This window comes from Mycobacterium appelbergii (assembly GCF_032883035.1).
GTDB classification, from domain to species: domain Bacteria; phylum Actinomycetota; class Actinomycetes; order Mycobacteriales; family Mycobacteriaceae; genus Mycobacterium; species Mycobacterium appelbergii.
Genome location: NZ_JAMQTH010000007.1, coordinates 404,908 through 420,249, shown reverse-complemented (window position 1 = coordinate 420,249; position 15,342 = coordinate 404,908). Strand labels below are relative to the sequence as shown.

The window sequence follows — 15,342 nt, the reverse complement described above, 5'->3', positions numbered from 1 at the left end:
GCATCCGCTGACATGCTCCCACACACAGAAAGGTCGTATATGACCGCTCCGAACACCCCCGACCTCATCGTCACCGGCGGAACCGTGGTGTCCCATGACGGCCGCCGTCGCCAGGACATCGCTGTGGCCGGCGGCCGTGTTCTTGCCGTCGGTGAGAATCTCGTGTTGGACGGGGTTTCGACAGTCGACGCAGCGGGGCTGCTGGTCCTGCCGGGACTGGTGGACGTCCACGTCCACCTCCGCGAACCGGGAATGACCGAGAAGGAGGACTTCGCGAGCGGCACATCGGCTGCGGCAGCGGGTGGCGTGACGACCGTCGTCGACATGCCCAACACGAAACCGCCCGTCGCTACCGCGGAGCGCTACCAGCACAAACTGGACCTGGTGAAGAACAAGGCGTACGTGGATTTCGGGCTCTACGGGATGCTCGATCACGACAACGCGGACGAGATCGCCGGCATGGCCGGACTGGGGGCAATGGGGTTAAAACTGTTCATGGGGCAGACCACAGGCGATAACCGCTGTCCCAACGACGCCGCGATCTACCGTGGACTGGAAGCGGCGTCTGACGCGGATCTAGTTGTCGGGGTTCACGCTGAGAATGACCACCTGCTGCGCATGTTCGGCGATCGACTCCAAGCCCAGGGCCGACGGGATCCCCGTGCCCACCTGGAGGGTAGGCCCGCGTTCGTCGAAGTCGAGGCGATCACCCGGATCATCACCATGGCCACCGAGGCCAAGACCAAGTTGCATATTCACCACCTGTCCACGGCCGCAGGATTGCAGCGGGTGATGGATCTGCGCGCACAGGGCCACCAGGTGAGCCTCGAAACGCTGGTATCCCACCTCTTTCTCGACGACAACGCCTACGACACATACGGCAACCTGATCAAGCTCAATCCGCCGATCCGGCCTGCGGCCGACGTCGCCGCCCTGTGGGCGGGCATCGACCGTGGTGACGTCGACGTCATCGCAACTGATCACGCCCCGCACACCGTGGCCGAACAGGCCGAGACCGACGTGTGGAAGGCCTATGGCGGATTCATTGGCGTCGAGACGATGCTTCCTCTGCTGCTGACCGCCGCCGCCAGGGGCAGGCTGACCATCGAGGACATCGTGCGACTGTGTTCCTACACTCCGGCACGGCGATGGTCGATGGCAGACAAGGGTCAGATCGCACCGGGTTTCGACGCCGACTTCGTACTTGTCGATCCCGGTGCAGAGGTGGTGCTCGACCAGACCACGCTGCATTCCAAGCACAGCGTCACCCCGTACGACGGCTGGGCGCTGACCGGCAGCGTAGTGGCGACCTATCTGCGCGGCGGACTGATCTACGAGAAAGGGGAGGTGGTCGGCGAGCCCGCCGGACGCCAGGTCAAGCCCGAGGTGAGCGCATGACCCGCGTGACACTGCTGGGGGCCGATGGCGCAGCGACGGTCCGGGCAGCTGTCGCGCAGTGTGTCGACGAGGTCGGCAATGGGTCAGCAGCGGCGTCGGGCCCGGCGGTGATCGCGGGGATCGGCACGACTGCCGCACACGCGTTGAAAGGCAGGCTGTTGCACGACGCGCTGGCCGCGCAGTGTGTCGAAGTGGCCGACACCGCGCAGTTCGCGAATCCGGTTGAATTGCTTGGTGATTCGAGTTGGACGCTGGCGCTCGTGCTCAGTCCGTGGAAGCAGGAGGTTGCTCCGCACGTACCGACAATGACTGCGTCGGCACGCCGGACCGGTGTGGTCGACACCATTGTCCGTGGGGCCGGGGAGCCGGTTGGTGTCAACACGAACAGTTGGGCTGCCCAGGCGGCCATGGAAACCTTGATGGGCGGCAGGACCCCGGCGTCCATTCTGGTGCTGGGTTCAGGTGGATCGTCGAACTCGGTGGCCTTGGCCTGCCGTCGCGTCTGGCCCGGCGCCCGGCTGATCGGTTCGGCACGCAACGCTGAGGCGCTGTCGGTGTGGGCACAGCGATTCGGGGCCGAGTACGCAAGCCCGGCCGGGCTTCCTGACCTGCTCGACGGCGGACGTCCGACCTTGCTCGTCAACACCACGACATGGGGGGAGACCGACGCCTCCGAGGAAGCGCCGTTGGTGTTCGACTTCGGCCGGCTGACCGCGCCCGGCAACCAGTACTTCGATCTGAACAACCGTGTGAGCGCCTTGCAGACATCGGCGCTGCAAGCGGGGATGAACGTGATGTCAGGGACCTTCATGCAACGCGCGACCAACGCCTGCCGGGCCGCATTGTCGAAAGCGAGAATGGCATGAGTCCGTTGGACAGTGCCGCCACGACTCAGACCGGGGAGCCCGTGAGCGCCCGCGAGCGGGTGTACCGCTACCTCCGCCAGCAGATCACCACGGGCGAATACGGGGGAGGCATCCGGCTGACGGAGGAGGAGATCGCCGAAGACCTCGGCGTGAGCCGCACACCGATTCGCGAAGCGCTGCAGCGTCTGACCAGCGAAGGGCTGGTCGAGCGGGTGCGACGTGGCCAGCTGATCGTGGTGGAGGTCGATGCGACGGCACGCGCCGAGTTGCACGAGCTGAGGGTTGCGTTCGACCAGGTTGCCGCCAAGCTGCTGACCGCCAAGAGCGCTGACGTGGACTGGGTTTCGCTGTACGGCAGGCTGGTTCCGCTGGGCGACGCCCTGCGCGACCACGGTGTCGGCAGCTCGCAATACGCGATGGCCCACCTGGAGTTTCATATGGCCATCAACCGTGCCGCGTTCTGCCCGATCACGTCGTCGTTCCTGGAGCGGCAGGCGTTTCTGTATCCGACCGACGATTACGTCCAGCAGTCCGGGCATGAGCCGATCTCGCAGCACCGCACCCTGCTCGACGATCTCGCCAGCGGCGACCTGGAGTGTGCCGCCACCGCAATGCGTGTGCACGCGCTGCGGGGACATGGCAACACCACCCTGGGCTGACCCAACTTCCAGATGGAGGCAATGTGATGTCACACGACACTGTCCTGATGTTCGTCAATGGTCAGGCGATGAGCGGCGGTCCGCTCAACGACGCCCTGGCTTCCGCCCGTTTCGTCGGGCAGGTACGAACCGCTCCCGCCTATCGGTTCTTCTCCTTCGACGACGTGTTTCCCGGGCTCGCGCGGGTGCCCGACGGCGGCTGGTCGGTACCCGGCGAGGTGTACGAGGTGACCTACGCCGAACTGCGCGACAAGCTCCTTCCGCGCGAACCGGCCGAACTCGAGCTGTCGGTGATCGAACTCGAAGACGGCCGCGGGGCGCTGAGTATGGTGTGCCGGTCGCTGCCGAGCGGTGCAGCCCGTGCACGCGAGATCACCGTTCCCGGCGGCTGGCGCGAGCATCTCGCCGCGCCGGCCCGGTGATGGGAATTCTCCAAGCCGGGATCGATCCGGCAACCGCCGACCACTACCTGTGGTGCACCCCCGAAACCGTCAGCTGGGGAACGCTTCCCACGCCGGCCACCGCGCCGGTGCTCACCGTGGACAGCGGCCGGACGGTCACGTTCGACACGGTGTCGCAGGAAGGCCTGATGGAGGACCAGGGCCGCGACCCGGTGGCCTACTTCGGCAGGCACGGTGTCGAGCGCGCCGAGGTGCTGACCGATGCCATCGATCTGGCGGCGTGCGACCTGCGCAAGCCGGTACCGCCGAAGGCGCCCCACGTGGTGCTCGGTCCCGTCCATGTTCGCGGGGCTCAGCCGGGTGACTGGCTGCGCGTCGACTTCCTCGATCTGCGGCCGCGCGTCCCGTACGGCGTCGTCTCGAGCAGGCATCAGCGTGGTGCCCTGCCCGACCGGCTGCCTCGCGAGGCGGACGGCAGCTTCGCCGCGGTGTTCAGCAAGTTCTGCCGGCTCGACGGCACGGATGCCGTGTTCGAATTCGCCGGCGGCAGAGCGGTAATCGGTATCCGCCCGTTCATGGGGCTGTGCGGCGTCACGCCGATCGGTGACCAACCGCTCAGCACCATTCCGCCCGGCCCGTTCGGGGGCAACATGGATGTTCGCGACATCGTCGTCGGCAGCTCGCTGTATCTGCCTGTGCAGGTCCCCGGCGCGGGGTTCTTCCTCGGAGACCCCCACTTTGCGCAAGGCAATGGTGAGATCGCCTTGACCGCGCTGGAAGGCTCGTTGCGGGTCACCGCGCGCATGACTGTGGTGGCGACGCTGACACCATCCCGAGCACCGATGCCCTTCGTCGACACCGACGATCACTGGATCATCCTCGGGATGAACGAGAGCCTCGACGAGGCGATGCGCGAGTGCGCCCAGTTGTCGGTCGATTTCCTAGCCGCACACACCGGCATGACGCCCAGTGAGGCCTACCTCTATCTCAGTGCCGCAGGCGATTTTTCGGTGACCCAGGTGGTCGACATCGTCAAGGGCGTGCACTGCTCGATCCGCAAGAGTGACTTCCGTTAGGAGTGCCGTGTCTGAAGAATCACCGATGATCGCGCATGGACGCCCGGTGCCGATGCTGCACAATGCGACGTTGCCGGACGGGCGGGTTGTCGACGTGCGCCTGGCCGACGGGCGGGTGTGGGATGTGGTCCCCGGGATGGGACGGTTGCCGGTCGGAGACGAGCTCGACCTCACCGGCCATCTGTTGCTGACAGCACCGGCCGAACCGCACGCGCATCTCGACAAGGCGCTGTCGTTCGACGAGATCCGGCCGCCCATGGGGGATCTCGGTGCGGCGATCACGGCATGGGAAAATCACACCCCGAGCCTGACTGTCGAGGGGGTCGCCGAGCGTGCCCGCCGGGCGGCGTTGCTGTTGCTCGGCAACGGAACCACCGCGGTGCGTTCGCATGTCAACCTGCTGCGCGGTGACGACCCGCTGCGTGGCATCCGGGCGCTGGTGCGGGTGCGTGATGAGCTGGCAGGCGTCATGGACATCCAGCTCGTGGCTCTTGCTCCGTACTTCGCCGACGAGGAGGTCGTGCACGCGGCCCTTGACCTCGGTGTCGATTTCGTCGGCGGCCATCCGCACCAGACGCCCGATCCGAGCGGAAACCTGCAGCGGCTGTTGGCGATTGCCCGAGCCCGCAATGTCGGGGTGGACATGCATACCGACGAGCAGCTCAACCCCATGATGCTGACGCTGGAAGAACTCGCCCATTCGGTGCGGGACTGGCCGGAGTCCATGCCGGTGACTGCCGGACACTGCGTCAGCCTCGGGATGGTTCAGCCGGACGTGCTCGATCGGGTGATCCGTGCGGTGAAAGCCAGTGACATCGGCATCGTCAGTCTCCCGATCACCAATCTGTACCTGCAAGGGTGGGGGGACCCAGTCGCCACACCGCGAGGTCTCACCGCCATCCGGGCGCTCCTCGATGTGGGTGTGCGGGTCGCAGGCGGCGGGGACAACGTGCGCGACCCGTACAACCCACTCGGACGCAGCGATGCGCTCGAAACCGCGATGCTGCTCGTCACTGCGGGGCACCTGACGGTTGGTGAGGCCTACCACGCCGTCAGCGACGGTGCGCGCGATGTCATGGGGCTCGCGGCCGCAGGCGTGGGTATGGGGCTGGTGGCCGACCTGCTGGCGATTCGGTCGTCAAGCCTGGAGGAGGCGGTCGCCACTGCGCCGCAGGACCGGATCGTGCTGCGTCAGGCACGGCTGGTGTCGGTCAGCCGCACCAACCGGTCCTGCGCGGTCACCCGAAGTGCACGCCTTGGGCCAACGGCAACTCCGAGGAGTAGTTGACGGTGTTGGTGGCGCGGCGCATGTAGGCCTTCCACGCATCCGAGCCTGATTCACGGCCGCCGCCGGTGTGCTTCTCGCCGCCGAACGCCCCACCGATCTCTGCGCCGGAGGTTCCGATGTTGACGTTGGCGATGCCGCAGTCCGATCCGTCGGCCGCCATGAACCGCTCGGCCTCCCGCACATCGGTGGTGAACACTGCCGAGGAAAGGCCCTGCGGTACTTCGTTGTTCAGCACAATGGCCTGATCGAACTCGTCATAGGTCAGCACGTAGAGGATCGGGGCGAAGGTTTCGGTGTGTACCACGGCGGTCTGTGCGGGCATCCGTACCACCGCGGGTGCGACGTAGAAGGAGCCCTCGCCGCCTACGTCATGACGCTCCCCACCGAACACCTCACCGCCGTCTGCCGCGGCCTGCTCGAGCGCGCCGACCATGTCCCGGTAGGCGCGCGTGTGAATGAGCGGGCCGACGAGCGTGCCGTCGGTGGACGGGTCGCCGATGGGCAAGGTCCGGTAGGCCGCCACAATCCGCTCGACCAGCTCATCGACCACCGACGAATGCACGATCAACCGGCGCAACGTGGTGCAGCGCTGGCCTGCGGTGCCTGCGGCGGAGAACACGATCGCCCGTACTGCCAGGTCCAGGTCCGCCGACGGCGTCACGATCGCCGCGTTGTTGCCACCGAGCTCCAGAAGCGCCTTGCCGAACCGGGCCGCCACCCGCGGGCCCACCTGCCGGCCCATCCGCACCGAACCGGTCGCGCTGACCAGGGCCACCCGTGGATCGTCGACCAGGTGCTCACCGAGTTCCCGCCCGCCCTGGATCAGCCGGCCTACCGCCGCGGGCGCCCTCACGTCGGCAGCGGCCCGCTCGATCAGGGCCTGACACGCGATCGCGGTCAACGGCGTCAGTTCGGAGGGTTTCCACACCACGGTATCGCCGCACACCAGCGCAACCGCGGTGTTCCACGACCACACCGCCACCGGGAAGTTGAAGGCCGTGATGACGCCGACCACGCCCAGCGGATGCCAGGTTTCCATGAGCCGGTGACCGGGCCGCTCGGAGGCGATGGTGCGGCCATAGAGCTGTCGGGACAGCCCGACGGCGAACTGGCAGATGTCGATCATCTCCTGCACCTCGCCGAGCGCCTCGGAGGTGATCTTCCCGGCCTCCACCGTCACCAGGGTGGCCAGATCGGCCTTGTGCTCGACGAGCAACTCGCCCAGCCGGGCCACCAACGCGCCACGCACGGGAGCCGGGGTGGTGCGCCACACCGAAAACGCCTCTGCTGCTTCGGCGATCGCGGCGTCCACCTGCTCTTGAGAGTCTTCGGGAAGGGTGAACAGCACGTCACCGGTGATCGGCGTGCTCGCGTGCATGCCATTTTCGTCAGGCCCGCCGAGAGCAGCACTCGCGCCAATAGAGTCCAACGCGTGCCGCACCCGCTGGCGTAGGTCGTCAGCAGTGGGGAGCTTGGTGCGTTCCGTAGTGGTCATGATGCGCCTTTCTGGTCGCCTGCATAGCGAAGGAAACGGACGGAATAAATCGGAAGCGTTACAGTGCGGGCCATGGGTGAATCCGACGAACACGCGCTGGATGGAATCGACCGGATTCTGGTTCGCGAGCTCGTGGCGGACGGGCGGGCAACGCTGGCGCATCTGGCGGCCAGCGCCGGTCTGTCGGTCTCGGCGGTGCAGGCTCGGGTCCGCCGGCTGGAGTCCCGCGGCGTGGTGACCGGATACTCGGCGCGGCTCAACCCCGAGGCGCTCGGGCGCATGCTGTCGGCGTTCGTGGCCATCACTCCTCTCGATCCCTCCCAACCCGATGATGCGCCTGCCCGCCTCGAGCACATCGCCGAAATCGAGTCATGTCACTCGGTGGCAGGCGATGAGAGCTACGTCCTTCTGGTGCGTGTCGCCTCGGCGCGCGCGTTGGAGGACCTGCTGCAACGGATCAGGACCGCGGCGAACGTCCGAACCCGAAGCACGGTCATCCTTCAGTCATTTTACAGCGGTCGGGACTATATACCGTAACTATTGCGGTCTACGGTACCAAAGCCCGTAAATATTGCGCTAATGTGGTGGCATGACCGCAGTGCTGACTTCCCTGGAATCTGTCACGCCGGACCGCGTGCGCGAAGTACTGGCGCGCAGCATCCTGGCCGATGGTTTTGACTTCGTGCTGGATCTGGACCGCTCGGCCGGCTCGTATCTGGTCGACGCCCGCACCGGTGACCGGTTTCTGGACATGTTCACGTTCTTTGCCTCCTCGGCGCTGGGAATGAACCATCCGGCGTTGGCCGGTGACGAGTTGTTCCGCGCCGAACTGGCTCAGGTCGCGGTGAACAAACCGAGCAACTCCGACATCTACAGCGTCCCCATGGCCCGTTTCGTGGACGCGTTCCGCCGGGTGCTGGGCGATCCGGCGTTGCCGCACCTGTTCTTCGTCGACGGCGGTGCGCTTGCCGTGGAGAATGCGCTGAAGGTGGCTTTTGACTGGAAGAGCAGGCACAACGAGTCCAATGGCAGGGATTCCGCGCTCGGCACCAAGGTGATGCACCTGCGGGGAGCTTTCCACGGCCGCAGTGGTTACACCCTGTCGCTGACCAATACCGACCCGGTGAAGGTGGCGCGGTTCCCCAAATTCGACTGGCCGCGCATCGATGCGCCCTACCTCCGACCCGATGCGGACATGGCCGAGCTGGAAGCCGAATCCTTGCGGCAGGCCCGAGCTGCGTTCGAAGCCCACCCGCATGACATCGCGTGCTTCATCGCCGAGCCGATCCAAGGCGAAGGCGGGGACCGGCACTTCCGGCCGCAGTTCTTCGCCGCGATGCGGGCGATGTGCGACGAGTTCGACGCACTGCTGATCTTCGACGAAGTGCAGACCGGCTGCGGGATCACCGGAACCCCTTGGGCCTACCAACAATTGGGCGTGGTTCCCGATGTCGTCGCGTTCGGCAAGAAGACGCAGGTGTGTGGGGTGATGGCAGGCGGCCGCGCACGCGAGGAGCACAGCAGGTCCCGCGTCGGCGAGGTCGCAGACAACGTGTTCACCGTGAGCTCGCGGATCAATTCCACCTGGGGCGGCAATCTGGTCGACATGGTGCGGTCGCGGCGCATCCTTGAAGTCATCGAAATGGACGGGTTGTTCGGCCGCGCGGCCGAGTCGGGCACCTATCTGCTGTCACAGCTGGACACCTTGGCCGCCGAGTTTCCCGCGCTGATGCGTGACGTGCGTGGGCGGGGTCTCATGTGCGCGTTCAGCCTGCCCGACGCGGCTCAGCGTGACGCGCTCATCGCTCGGCTGTGGGATCGCCACGTCATCATGCTGCCCAGTGGTGCGGACTCGGTCCGGTTCCGGCCCGCGCTGACGGTGTCGCACGACGACATCGACGCGGCGGTCGATGCAGTGCGTGCGGCGCTGAACGGCATTGCCGGATAGAACGAAGCGCAGTACGTCACGGCGACGGGTCGTGCGACGGGTTCGCGGTGAGGCGGCGGATGGTCGTTCTCAGCATGGGTAGCTCAGCCCCGCCCACCAACTCGCAGGCGTGCAACGCGGCGAGTTTCTGTGCAGCCGCGGTGAACTCGTGATTGGTCACCACCATGGTTCTGGCGCAGTCCTGCATCGGCGCGCCGGCCACCACCTCCTGGACGGCGCCGGCGCCCACCGGGCGGGACTGCCGTTTGCATTGGATGGCGATTCGGTTGGGCCGATGGCCCACGATCAGATCGACACCCCAGTCGCCGGTCAGGGGTGTCATGATGACCGGCAAACCGCATGACCGGGCGATCCGCGCCACGTAGTCCTCGAACTCCAAACCGGACATCTGCTGCTGCGGCCATTCGCGGGATCCCGGCGTGCGCATACCGGCCACGGTGCCCATCAGGAAATGCGGGGCGGCCACCAGTAACAGTGGCACGCAGATGCCGATCATCAGGCTCCACGGGATGTCGGCACCATAGAGGCGGGCGACGAGGCCGGATGACGCCCCGACAACGAGGTACAACTTCGTCCGCAACCGGGCCACGGGCCGAATGGTAAATGATCACGACGACACGAATTTTTATACCGCTCGCAGGTTGGCGGGCTAACCTTCACACATGACGGATGAGCCGGTGTCGAGGGGTGCCCAGTCACCGGTCGAATACGCGCTCGCAGGGGGAGAGCCGCAGCGCGTCGGTTGGTTCCGGTTCTACTTCGACGATGAGCGGTGGGAGTGGTCACCACAGGTCGAGCGGATGCACGGCTATCCGCCCGGTACCGCAAATCCGACGACCGAACTGGTGTTGTCCCACAAACATCCCGATGATTACCGCCAGGTGGCCGCCACACTCGACGAGATCCGCCGTACCTCAGGCGCGTTCAGCACCCGGCACCGCATCATCGACACCGCAGGCGAAACTCATCACGTCATCGTCATCGGCGATCAACTGTTCGCTGACGGCGGTGCGATCATCGGTACCCACGGCTTCTACGTCGATGTCACGCCGTCGCACCACGTCCGCCAACAGGTCGTCTCGGAAGCGGTGGCCGAGATCGCCGAGGCCCGTAGTGTTATCGAACAGACCAAGGGCATGTTGATGGTGATCTACCGCATTGATGCCGAGGCCGCGTTCGAGCTGTTGAAATGGCGATCCCAGGAGACGAACACAAAGCTGCGGCTGCTGGCCGCGCAGATCGCCAAGGATTTTCAGCAAGTCGATTTCAGCGAAGTCCTGCCCGCACGAGTGGTATTCGACAAGCTGTTGCTCACCGCGCATCTGCGCGTCGAACCTGAGGTTTAGCCCACAGAAGCGCAGGGAAGACTCCCGATGTCAGAGCAAGGAATCGGGAGACGAGCTATGCCAATTTGTGCGACGTGTGGCAATGACTACGACAAGGCCTTCACGGTGAGCTGGAACGGCAACACCGAGACGTTCGACAGCGTGGAATGCGCGGCCGTCCGGATCGCACCCGAATGCGCCCATTGCGGCTGCCGGATTCTGGGTCACGGCGTCGAGGCGGCCGGCACGATGTTCTGCTGTGCACACTGCGCCCGGGAGTCCGGGCACTCCGAGCTGGTGGACCGCCAGCAGGCGGCGGTGTAGTGATTTGATAATCGAATTGGAGCTGTTCTCATGAGCGGCCCGACGTCGCTGCGCGCCGTGGCGCTTGTTTGCACTCTGAAATCCGGCCCGGCCGAATCCAGCAGCGTGTTGATGGCCGAGCAGATCTGCGAAAGCTTGCGCACACTTGGCGCCACGACCGAAATCGTGCGTTGCGCGGACTTCGCGATCGCCCCCGGCGTCGAGGCCGACATGGGTGAGGGCGACGAATGGCCCGCGATCCGCCAGAAGGTGCTGGATGCCGACATCGTGTTGATTTCGACGCCCATCTGGTTGGGTCACCCGGCCAGCATCGCGCAGCGGGTGCTGGAACGCCTGGACGCCGAACTGTCCAACACTGACGAGGCGGGCCGGCCCATCATGATCGGGAAAGTCGCGCTGGTCGCGGTCGTCGGGAACGAGGATGGGGCCCACAAAGTTGTTGCCGATCTGTTTCAGGGCCTCAACGACATCGGCTTCTCGATACCGGCACAAGGGTGTACGTACTGGAATGGCGAGGCCATGCAAGGTACGGATTACAAGGATCTGGGCGAGACGCCTGATGCCGTCGCCAGGACCACCTCCGCGGCGACCCGCAACGCTGCGCACCTGGCCGAGTTACTGAAGAACGGGCAATACCCGCGTTACGAGTAGATCGCCCCTGAAGAGGGACTGAAAAGGGATGGCCCAGCCGACCGGCTGGGCCATCCCCTTTGCATCTGTCACGGTCTATCTGTCACGGCCGCTGGCTGGCCTGCTGACGCTCTTCGGCTGCCTTGGCCCCCGCGCGGGCCGATTCCGCCTCGGCCTCGCGCTTGGCCGCGTCCTGTTGTGCGTCCGCCTTGTCTTGTTGGGCCTTGCCCTCCCGTACCAGGTCATCCCGGCCGGTGACGGTCCCGACGGCTTCCTTCGCCTTGCCCTTGACGTCTTCGACGGCGCCCTTGATGCCCTCTTCGGGTCCGGTGTTCTTGTCAGTCATGGTTGCCTTCCGCTACTGGAGTGGACTGGTCTTTTCTGAACGGGAAAAATCCCCGCTGACGGTGGGGTTCCCTGGTGCCGATAGCGTTAAACGCGCGACCGGTCAGGGCCCGAATGTGATTGCGAGGACTGCCAAGTCGATCGCCAGCAGCGTCAGACCGCACAGCGGCACAATGATCCCGTGCTTGAGCCGGGCGGTGAAAATCGATACGGCGATGGTGATCACCGGGATCACCGGCGCGCCGTAGAACAGGATCCCGAACCAGAACTCTCCGGGCCCTTGGCTGCACGCATCGCCACTGCAGCCGGCGGTACTCATCACCGCGCCCATGCCGAACAGGAACACATAGGCTGCAGCGGGGATCGTCAACACCGCCAGCGCCCAATTCGTCGTCAGGCGAAGGATCCAACGACGTTGGTCTTCCTGGTGCTGTCCCACCGTCGACGCGGTCATGTCGGCCTCCTCATCCGCTACGTTTTCGGTCTCCACACTTCGGGTACCCGGTTTGCGGGAACCCACTCGGGGTATTCCATTCCAGTGACCACATCGGGATGCTGCGATCGCGGCCGGGCTGAACAGGACACACGATGACCGAACAGCGGACGGTGCGGGTGGTGCAGGGCGGACCGATCCTCGTGGAGGGCCCCGTTTCCATCGAGTTGCCCGACGGCAGCACCCTGGACTCGGACCGGTTCATGGTGGCGATCTGCACGTGCCGACGATCCAAGAACTATCCGTTGTGCGACACCAGTCACCGCAGGCGGCTCGCCAAGGGGCAGCTGAACGGTCCGCCCCGCGAATTATGATCTGACAATCGACTTTTCCCGATCAGCTAGTCATTCCTGGGCATGGGGATGCCCTCTGCCGCGGCGAAGCTCGCGTCATCTTCGGATGACAGGCCGATCGAGACCACCGTGCGGGCGAAGACGGCATCGGTGAGGTACGCCAGGGCAACCGCCCATCGATTGACGAGTCGCGGGATCGCATAAAGGTGGTACCCGCGGGTGACGAGCTTGGCGGGCAGGCCGGACAGGTGCACATTGAGCGGATTGGCAACGGCGTAGCGCGGTCCCAGATCCACGACAAGGCCCATGTTTCGGTGCTTGTACTGCTTCTTTGTTCCGTAGCCGAGACTTGCAGCGACGTTGTGTGCCAGCGTCTTGCCCTGCCGGGTCGCGTGCTGAGCGGTGGGCGGTGTCACCTTCCCCGGCTGGGTCAGGTCCGGGACGGCCGCGGCGTCGCCCGCGGCGAACACGTCGGGATGGCCGGGTACCTGCAGGTCGGTCTGCACCTTCAACCGACCCTTCTCGGTGGGCAGCTGCAGGGTTTCGATGAGTGGGGATGCGGTCACACCGGTAACCCACGCGACAGTTCGGGTGCCGATCACCGAATCGTCACTGAGCACCACATGATCCGGGTGCACCTCCTTGAGGGTGGTGCCGAGCCGAACGTCGATGCCGCGGCGCCGCAACACCCGCATCGCTGATTCGCCGAGCTTTTCGCCGACCTCGGGCATCACCTGCTTGGCGAGGTCGAGCAGCACGAATCGGACCGATTGGGGATCGAAGTTCATTTGGCTCGCCGCCGCGTCCGCCAGTGCGCGCAGTTGTGCCACGAGTTCCGTGCCCGAGTACGAGGCGCCGACCACGACGATGGTCCGGCGAGCCTGGGCCTGGGTGCCATCGCCGTCGAGGCAGGCGAGCTCGAACTGTTCGAGCACATGATCGCGCAGATACAGCGCCTCGGCGGTGGACTTCAACCCGCGGGCGTTCTCGGCGAGACCGGGAATGTCGAACAGCCGGGTGACGGATCCAGGAGTCAGTACCAGCCGATCCCACGAGGTGCTCAGTGAACGCCGCTCGGGATCGGTGAAGGCGAGAGTGCGCGCGTCCAGGTCGACCGAGTCGACGTGGCCGCGTACGGCGCGCACGCCTTTGAGCGTGCCGGCCAGCGGTACGGTGACGAATCGCGCGTCCACCACACCGCCGGCCACGTCGGGCAGCAGCGGCGTGTACAGCATGTAGTCGATCGGCGAGATGATCGTGACGTCGACCGGCGCATCATGTCTGCGGAGTAGACGCGCGAGGCTACGCGCGCACTCGAAGCCGGTGAATCCACTACCCACGACGACGACGGACTTTCTCTGCTCGGCGGCATCCGCGCGGTGTTCAGCCATGCAAGGGGCGTACCCCGCAGCGCGATCGGGAAACCGAGCGCGGCGTCGGTCAGGGCGCGCCTGGGGCGGCGGTGTGGGTGAACTCCGGAGGACCGACGGGTTTGCATTCCAGAAGGCGGGTTATTCCGACGATATTCGAGTCGATCGTGAGGACCCTTGATGAGCTTTCCCGAACAACAACAGACTCCGCCCGGAATCCAGGCCGACATGCAGCCCATGCCGGACTGCGGCGAAACCAGTTACCGGGGTGCCGGCCGGTTGACCGGCAAGAAGGCGATCATCACCGGTGGGGACAGTGGCATCGGGCGCGCGGTTGCGATTGCGTTCGCGCGCGAAGGTGCCGACGTCCTGATCGCATATCTCAACGAAGACGTCGATGCGCAGGACGTCAAAAGGTATGTGGAGGAGGCGGGCCGCAAATGTGTACTGGTGCCGGGTGACCTGTCCGAACCCGCACATTGTCGGGAAGTGATCGACCGAGCGCTGGCCGAACTCGGCGGCATCGACGTGCTCGTCAGCAACGCAGCCTTCCAGATGACGCACCAGAGCATCGACGAGGTCAGCGACGAGGAGTGGGACTACACGTTCAAACTCAATGTCGGTGCGTACTTTTATCTCGTCAAGGCGGCGTTGCCCCACCTGCGGTCCGGGTCGGCGATCATCGGCAGTTCGTCGGTCAATTCGGATATGCCCAACCCCACCCTCGCGCCGTACGCGGCGACGAAGGCGGCAATCGCCAACTTCTCGGCCAGTCTTGCCGAAATGTTGGGCGAAAAGGGAATTCGGGTCAACAGCGTTGCTCCAGGCCCTATCTGGACGCCGCTGATTCCGTCAACGATGCCGGCGGGGAAGGTGAAGGCGTTCGGCGAAAATACCCCGCTGGGCCGTGCCGGCCAGCCCGTGGAGCTCGCGCCGGTCTATGTGTTGCTCGCCTCCGACGAGGGTAGCTATGTGACAGGCGCACGGATCGCCGTCACGGGCGGGCGGCCGATTCTCTGAGGTCTGGGCCGAGCGCCATGGAGCGTCGGCACGTTTTGCGTGCGGGCACTGCGGGTAGATGTCCCAGCTGGAAGGAGCAGTTATGAAGTCACCTGAAGATCCCGTCGACCATGCCCGGACGACGCGACCGCACGCGGGGGAGTCTCTCAAAGACACCAAGAACATGCCCGCTTTCATTCTGCTCGGTGTCGCACTCGTGTCATTCGTTGCAGGCCTGGCCGCGTTCGCCACCGACCACCACGGTGTCGGAGTGACACTGTCAGGTGTCGCTGTGATCGTGTTCGCTGCCTCGATGGTCTGGTTCGCTCTTGCGCACCGACGAGTGCGCCAGTTGGACCAACACTGGTATGACGAACACCCGGATACGCCCAAACAAGAACCCAGTAGCTGAGCAGGTCACGCCCATATCCG

The 15,342-nt window shown here is 65.3% G+C and carries 19 protein-coding genes; 14 read left to right on the top strand and 5 right to left on the bottom strand.

Annotation, left to right across the window (positions count from 1 at the left end; genetic code table 11):
• The first annotated feature begins 39 nt into the window (after positions 1-39).
• The 6 genes from allB to M1247_RS18765 are packed head-to-tail and all read left to right on the top strand — an operon-like array spanning position 40 to position 5,688.
• Positions 40-1,398, top strand: a complete 1,359-nt coding sequence (gene allB / locus M1247_RS18790) for an allantoinase AllB (protein WP_317157858.1) — start codon at positions 40-42, stop codon at positions 1,396-1,398.
• Positions 1,395-2,264, top strand: a complete 870-nt coding sequence (locus M1247_RS18785; protein ID WP_317157857.1) for a hypothetical protein — start codon at positions 1,395-1,397, stop codon at positions 2,262-2,264. Before allB ends, M1247_RS18785 begins: the two co-directional genes overlap by 4 nt.
• The gene (locus tag M1247_RS18780; RefSeq protein ID WP_317157856.1) at positions 2,261-2,923 is read left to right on the top strand and encodes a GntR family transcriptional regulator; all 663 of its coding nucleotides are present in this window, start codon (positions 2,261-2,263) and stop codon (positions 2,921-2,923) included. The genes M1247_RS18785 and M1247_RS18780 overlap by 4 nt, the downstream gene beginning before the upstream one ends.
• A 26-nt stretch (positions 2,924-2,949) precedes the next feature.
• Positions 2,950-3,345, top strand: coding sequence for an allophanate hydrolase-related protein (locus M1247_RS18775; protein ID WP_317157855.1), 396 nt, complete (start codon positions 2,950-2,952; stop codon positions 3,343-3,345).
• Positions 3,345-4,400 (top strand): acetamidase/formamidase family protein, encoded by a 1,056-nt coding sequence (locus M1247_RS18770; RefSeq protein ID WP_317157854.1) that lies wholly within the window; start codon positions 3,345-3,347, stop codon positions 4,398-4,400. The genes M1247_RS18775 and M1247_RS18770 overlap by 1 nt, the downstream gene beginning before the upstream one ends.
• Before the next feature lie 7 nt (positions 4,401-4,407).
• Positions 4,408-5,688: an amidohydrolase family protein gene (locus M1247_RS18765; protein ID WP_317157853.1), complete on the top strand. Its 1,281-nt coding sequence runs from the start codon at positions 4,408-4,410 to the stop codon at positions 5,686-5,688.
• Here the strand turns inward: M1247_RS18765 and amaB are convergent.
• Complete coding sequence (gene amaB / locus M1247_RS18760; protein WP_317157852.1) at positions 5,639-7,183, bottom strand: L-piperidine-6-carboxylate dehydrogenase; 1,545 nt, start codon at positions 7,181-7,183, stop codon at positions 5,639-5,641. The genes M1247_RS18765 and amaB overlap by 50 nt on opposite strands.
• Before the next feature lie 72 nt (positions 7,184-7,255).
• On the opposite strand from amaB, the gene M1247_RS18755 reads away from it, so the two are divergent.
• Both M1247_RS18755 and lat read left to right on the top strand, forming a co-directional pair.
• A complete protein-coding gene (locus M1247_RS18755) occupies positions 7,256-7,720 on the top strand; it encodes an Lrp/AsnC family transcriptional regulator (RefSeq protein ID WP_317157851.1) in 465 nt (154 codons plus the stop codon).
• 52 nt (positions 7,721-7,772) lie between these two features.
• Positions 7,773-9,131: an L-lysine 6-transaminase gene (gene lat, locus M1247_RS18750; protein WP_317157850.1), complete on the top strand. Its 1,359-nt coding sequence runs from the start codon at positions 7,773-7,775 to the stop codon at positions 9,129-9,131.
• Between the two features lie 16 nt (positions 9,132-9,147).
• Here the strand turns inward: lat and M1247_RS18745 are convergent, their stop codons facing one another.
• Complete coding sequence (locus M1247_RS18745; RefSeq protein ID WP_317157849.1) at positions 9,148-9,720, bottom strand: restriction endonuclease; 573 nt, start codon at positions 9,718-9,720, stop codon at positions 9,148-9,150.
• Between the two features lie 73 nt (positions 9,721-9,793).
• Between M1247_RS18745 and M1247_RS18740 the strand changes: the two genes are divergently transcribed.
• From M1247_RS18740 to M1247_RS18730, 3 genes are read left to right on the top strand one after another with little or no spacing between them, the layout of a single operon-like run.
• Positions 9,794-10,477, top strand: coding sequence for a PAS and ANTAR domain-containing protein (locus M1247_RS18740; protein ID WP_317157848.1), 684 nt, complete (start codon positions 9,794-9,796; stop codon positions 10,475-10,477).
• Between the two features lie 57 nt (positions 10,478-10,534).
• Positions 10,535-10,780: a metallothionein gene (locus tag M1247_RS18735; protein WP_317157847.1), complete on the top strand. Its 246-nt coding sequence runs from the start codon at positions 10,535-10,537 to the stop codon at positions 10,778-10,780.
• Between the two features lie 30 nt (positions 10,781-10,810).
• Complete coding sequence (locus tag M1247_RS18730) at positions 10,811-11,431, top strand: flavodoxin family protein (protein ID WP_317157846.1); 621 nt, start codon at positions 10,811-10,813, stop codon at positions 11,429-11,431.
• Positions 11,432-11,513: 82 nt separating this feature from the next.
• On the opposite strand, the gene mbp1 is transcribed toward M1247_RS18730, so the two are convergent.
• Together mbp1 and M1247_RS18720 are read right to left on the bottom strand one after the other, a co-directional pair.
• On the bottom strand, positions 11,514-11,756 hold the full coding sequence (gene mbp1, locus M1247_RS18725; RefSeq protein ID WP_317157845.1) for a microaggregate-binding protein 1: 243 nt from the start codon (positions 11,754-11,756) through the stop codon (positions 11,514-11,516).
• Positions 11,757-11,858: 102 nt separating this feature from the next.
• A complete protein-coding gene (locus M1247_RS18720) occupies positions 11,859-12,209 on the bottom strand; it encodes a hypothetical protein (RefSeq protein WP_317157844.1) in 351 nt (116 codons plus the stop codon).
• A 134-nt stretch (positions 12,210-12,343) separates the two neighbouring features.
• Here M1247_RS18720 and M1247_RS18715 point away from each other — a divergent pair, with 134 nt between their 5' ends.
• A complete protein-coding gene (locus tag M1247_RS18715) occupies positions 12,344-12,562 on the top strand; it encodes a CDGSH iron-sulfur domain-containing protein (protein ID WP_317157843.1) in 219 nt (72 codons plus the stop codon).
• A 26-nt stretch (positions 12,563-12,588) separates the two neighbouring features.
• Here the strand turns inward: M1247_RS18715 and M1247_RS18710 are convergent, their stop codons facing one another.
• On the bottom strand, positions 12,589-13,932 hold the full coding sequence (locus M1247_RS18710; RefSeq protein WP_317157842.1) for an NAD(P)/FAD-dependent oxidoreductase: 1,344 nt from the start codon (positions 13,930-13,932) through the stop codon (positions 12,589-12,591).
• Between the two features lie 159 nt (positions 13,933-14,091).
• Between M1247_RS18710 and M1247_RS18705 the strand changes: the two genes are divergently transcribed.
• Positions 14,092-14,931 carry an SDR family oxidoreductase gene (locus M1247_RS18705; protein ID WP_317157841.1) on the top strand — a complete coding sequence of 280 codons (840 nt, stop codon included), beginning with the start codon at positions 14,092-14,094 and terminating at the stop codon, positions 14,929-14,931.
• An 82-nt stretch (positions 14,932-15,013) separates the two neighbouring features.
• Positions 15,014-15,322, top strand: a complete 309-nt coding sequence (gene usfY / locus M1247_RS18700) for a protein UsfY (RefSeq protein WP_317157840.1) — start codon at positions 15,014-15,016, stop codon at positions 15,320-15,322.
• Positions 15,323-15,342 lie beyond the last annotated feature (20 nt).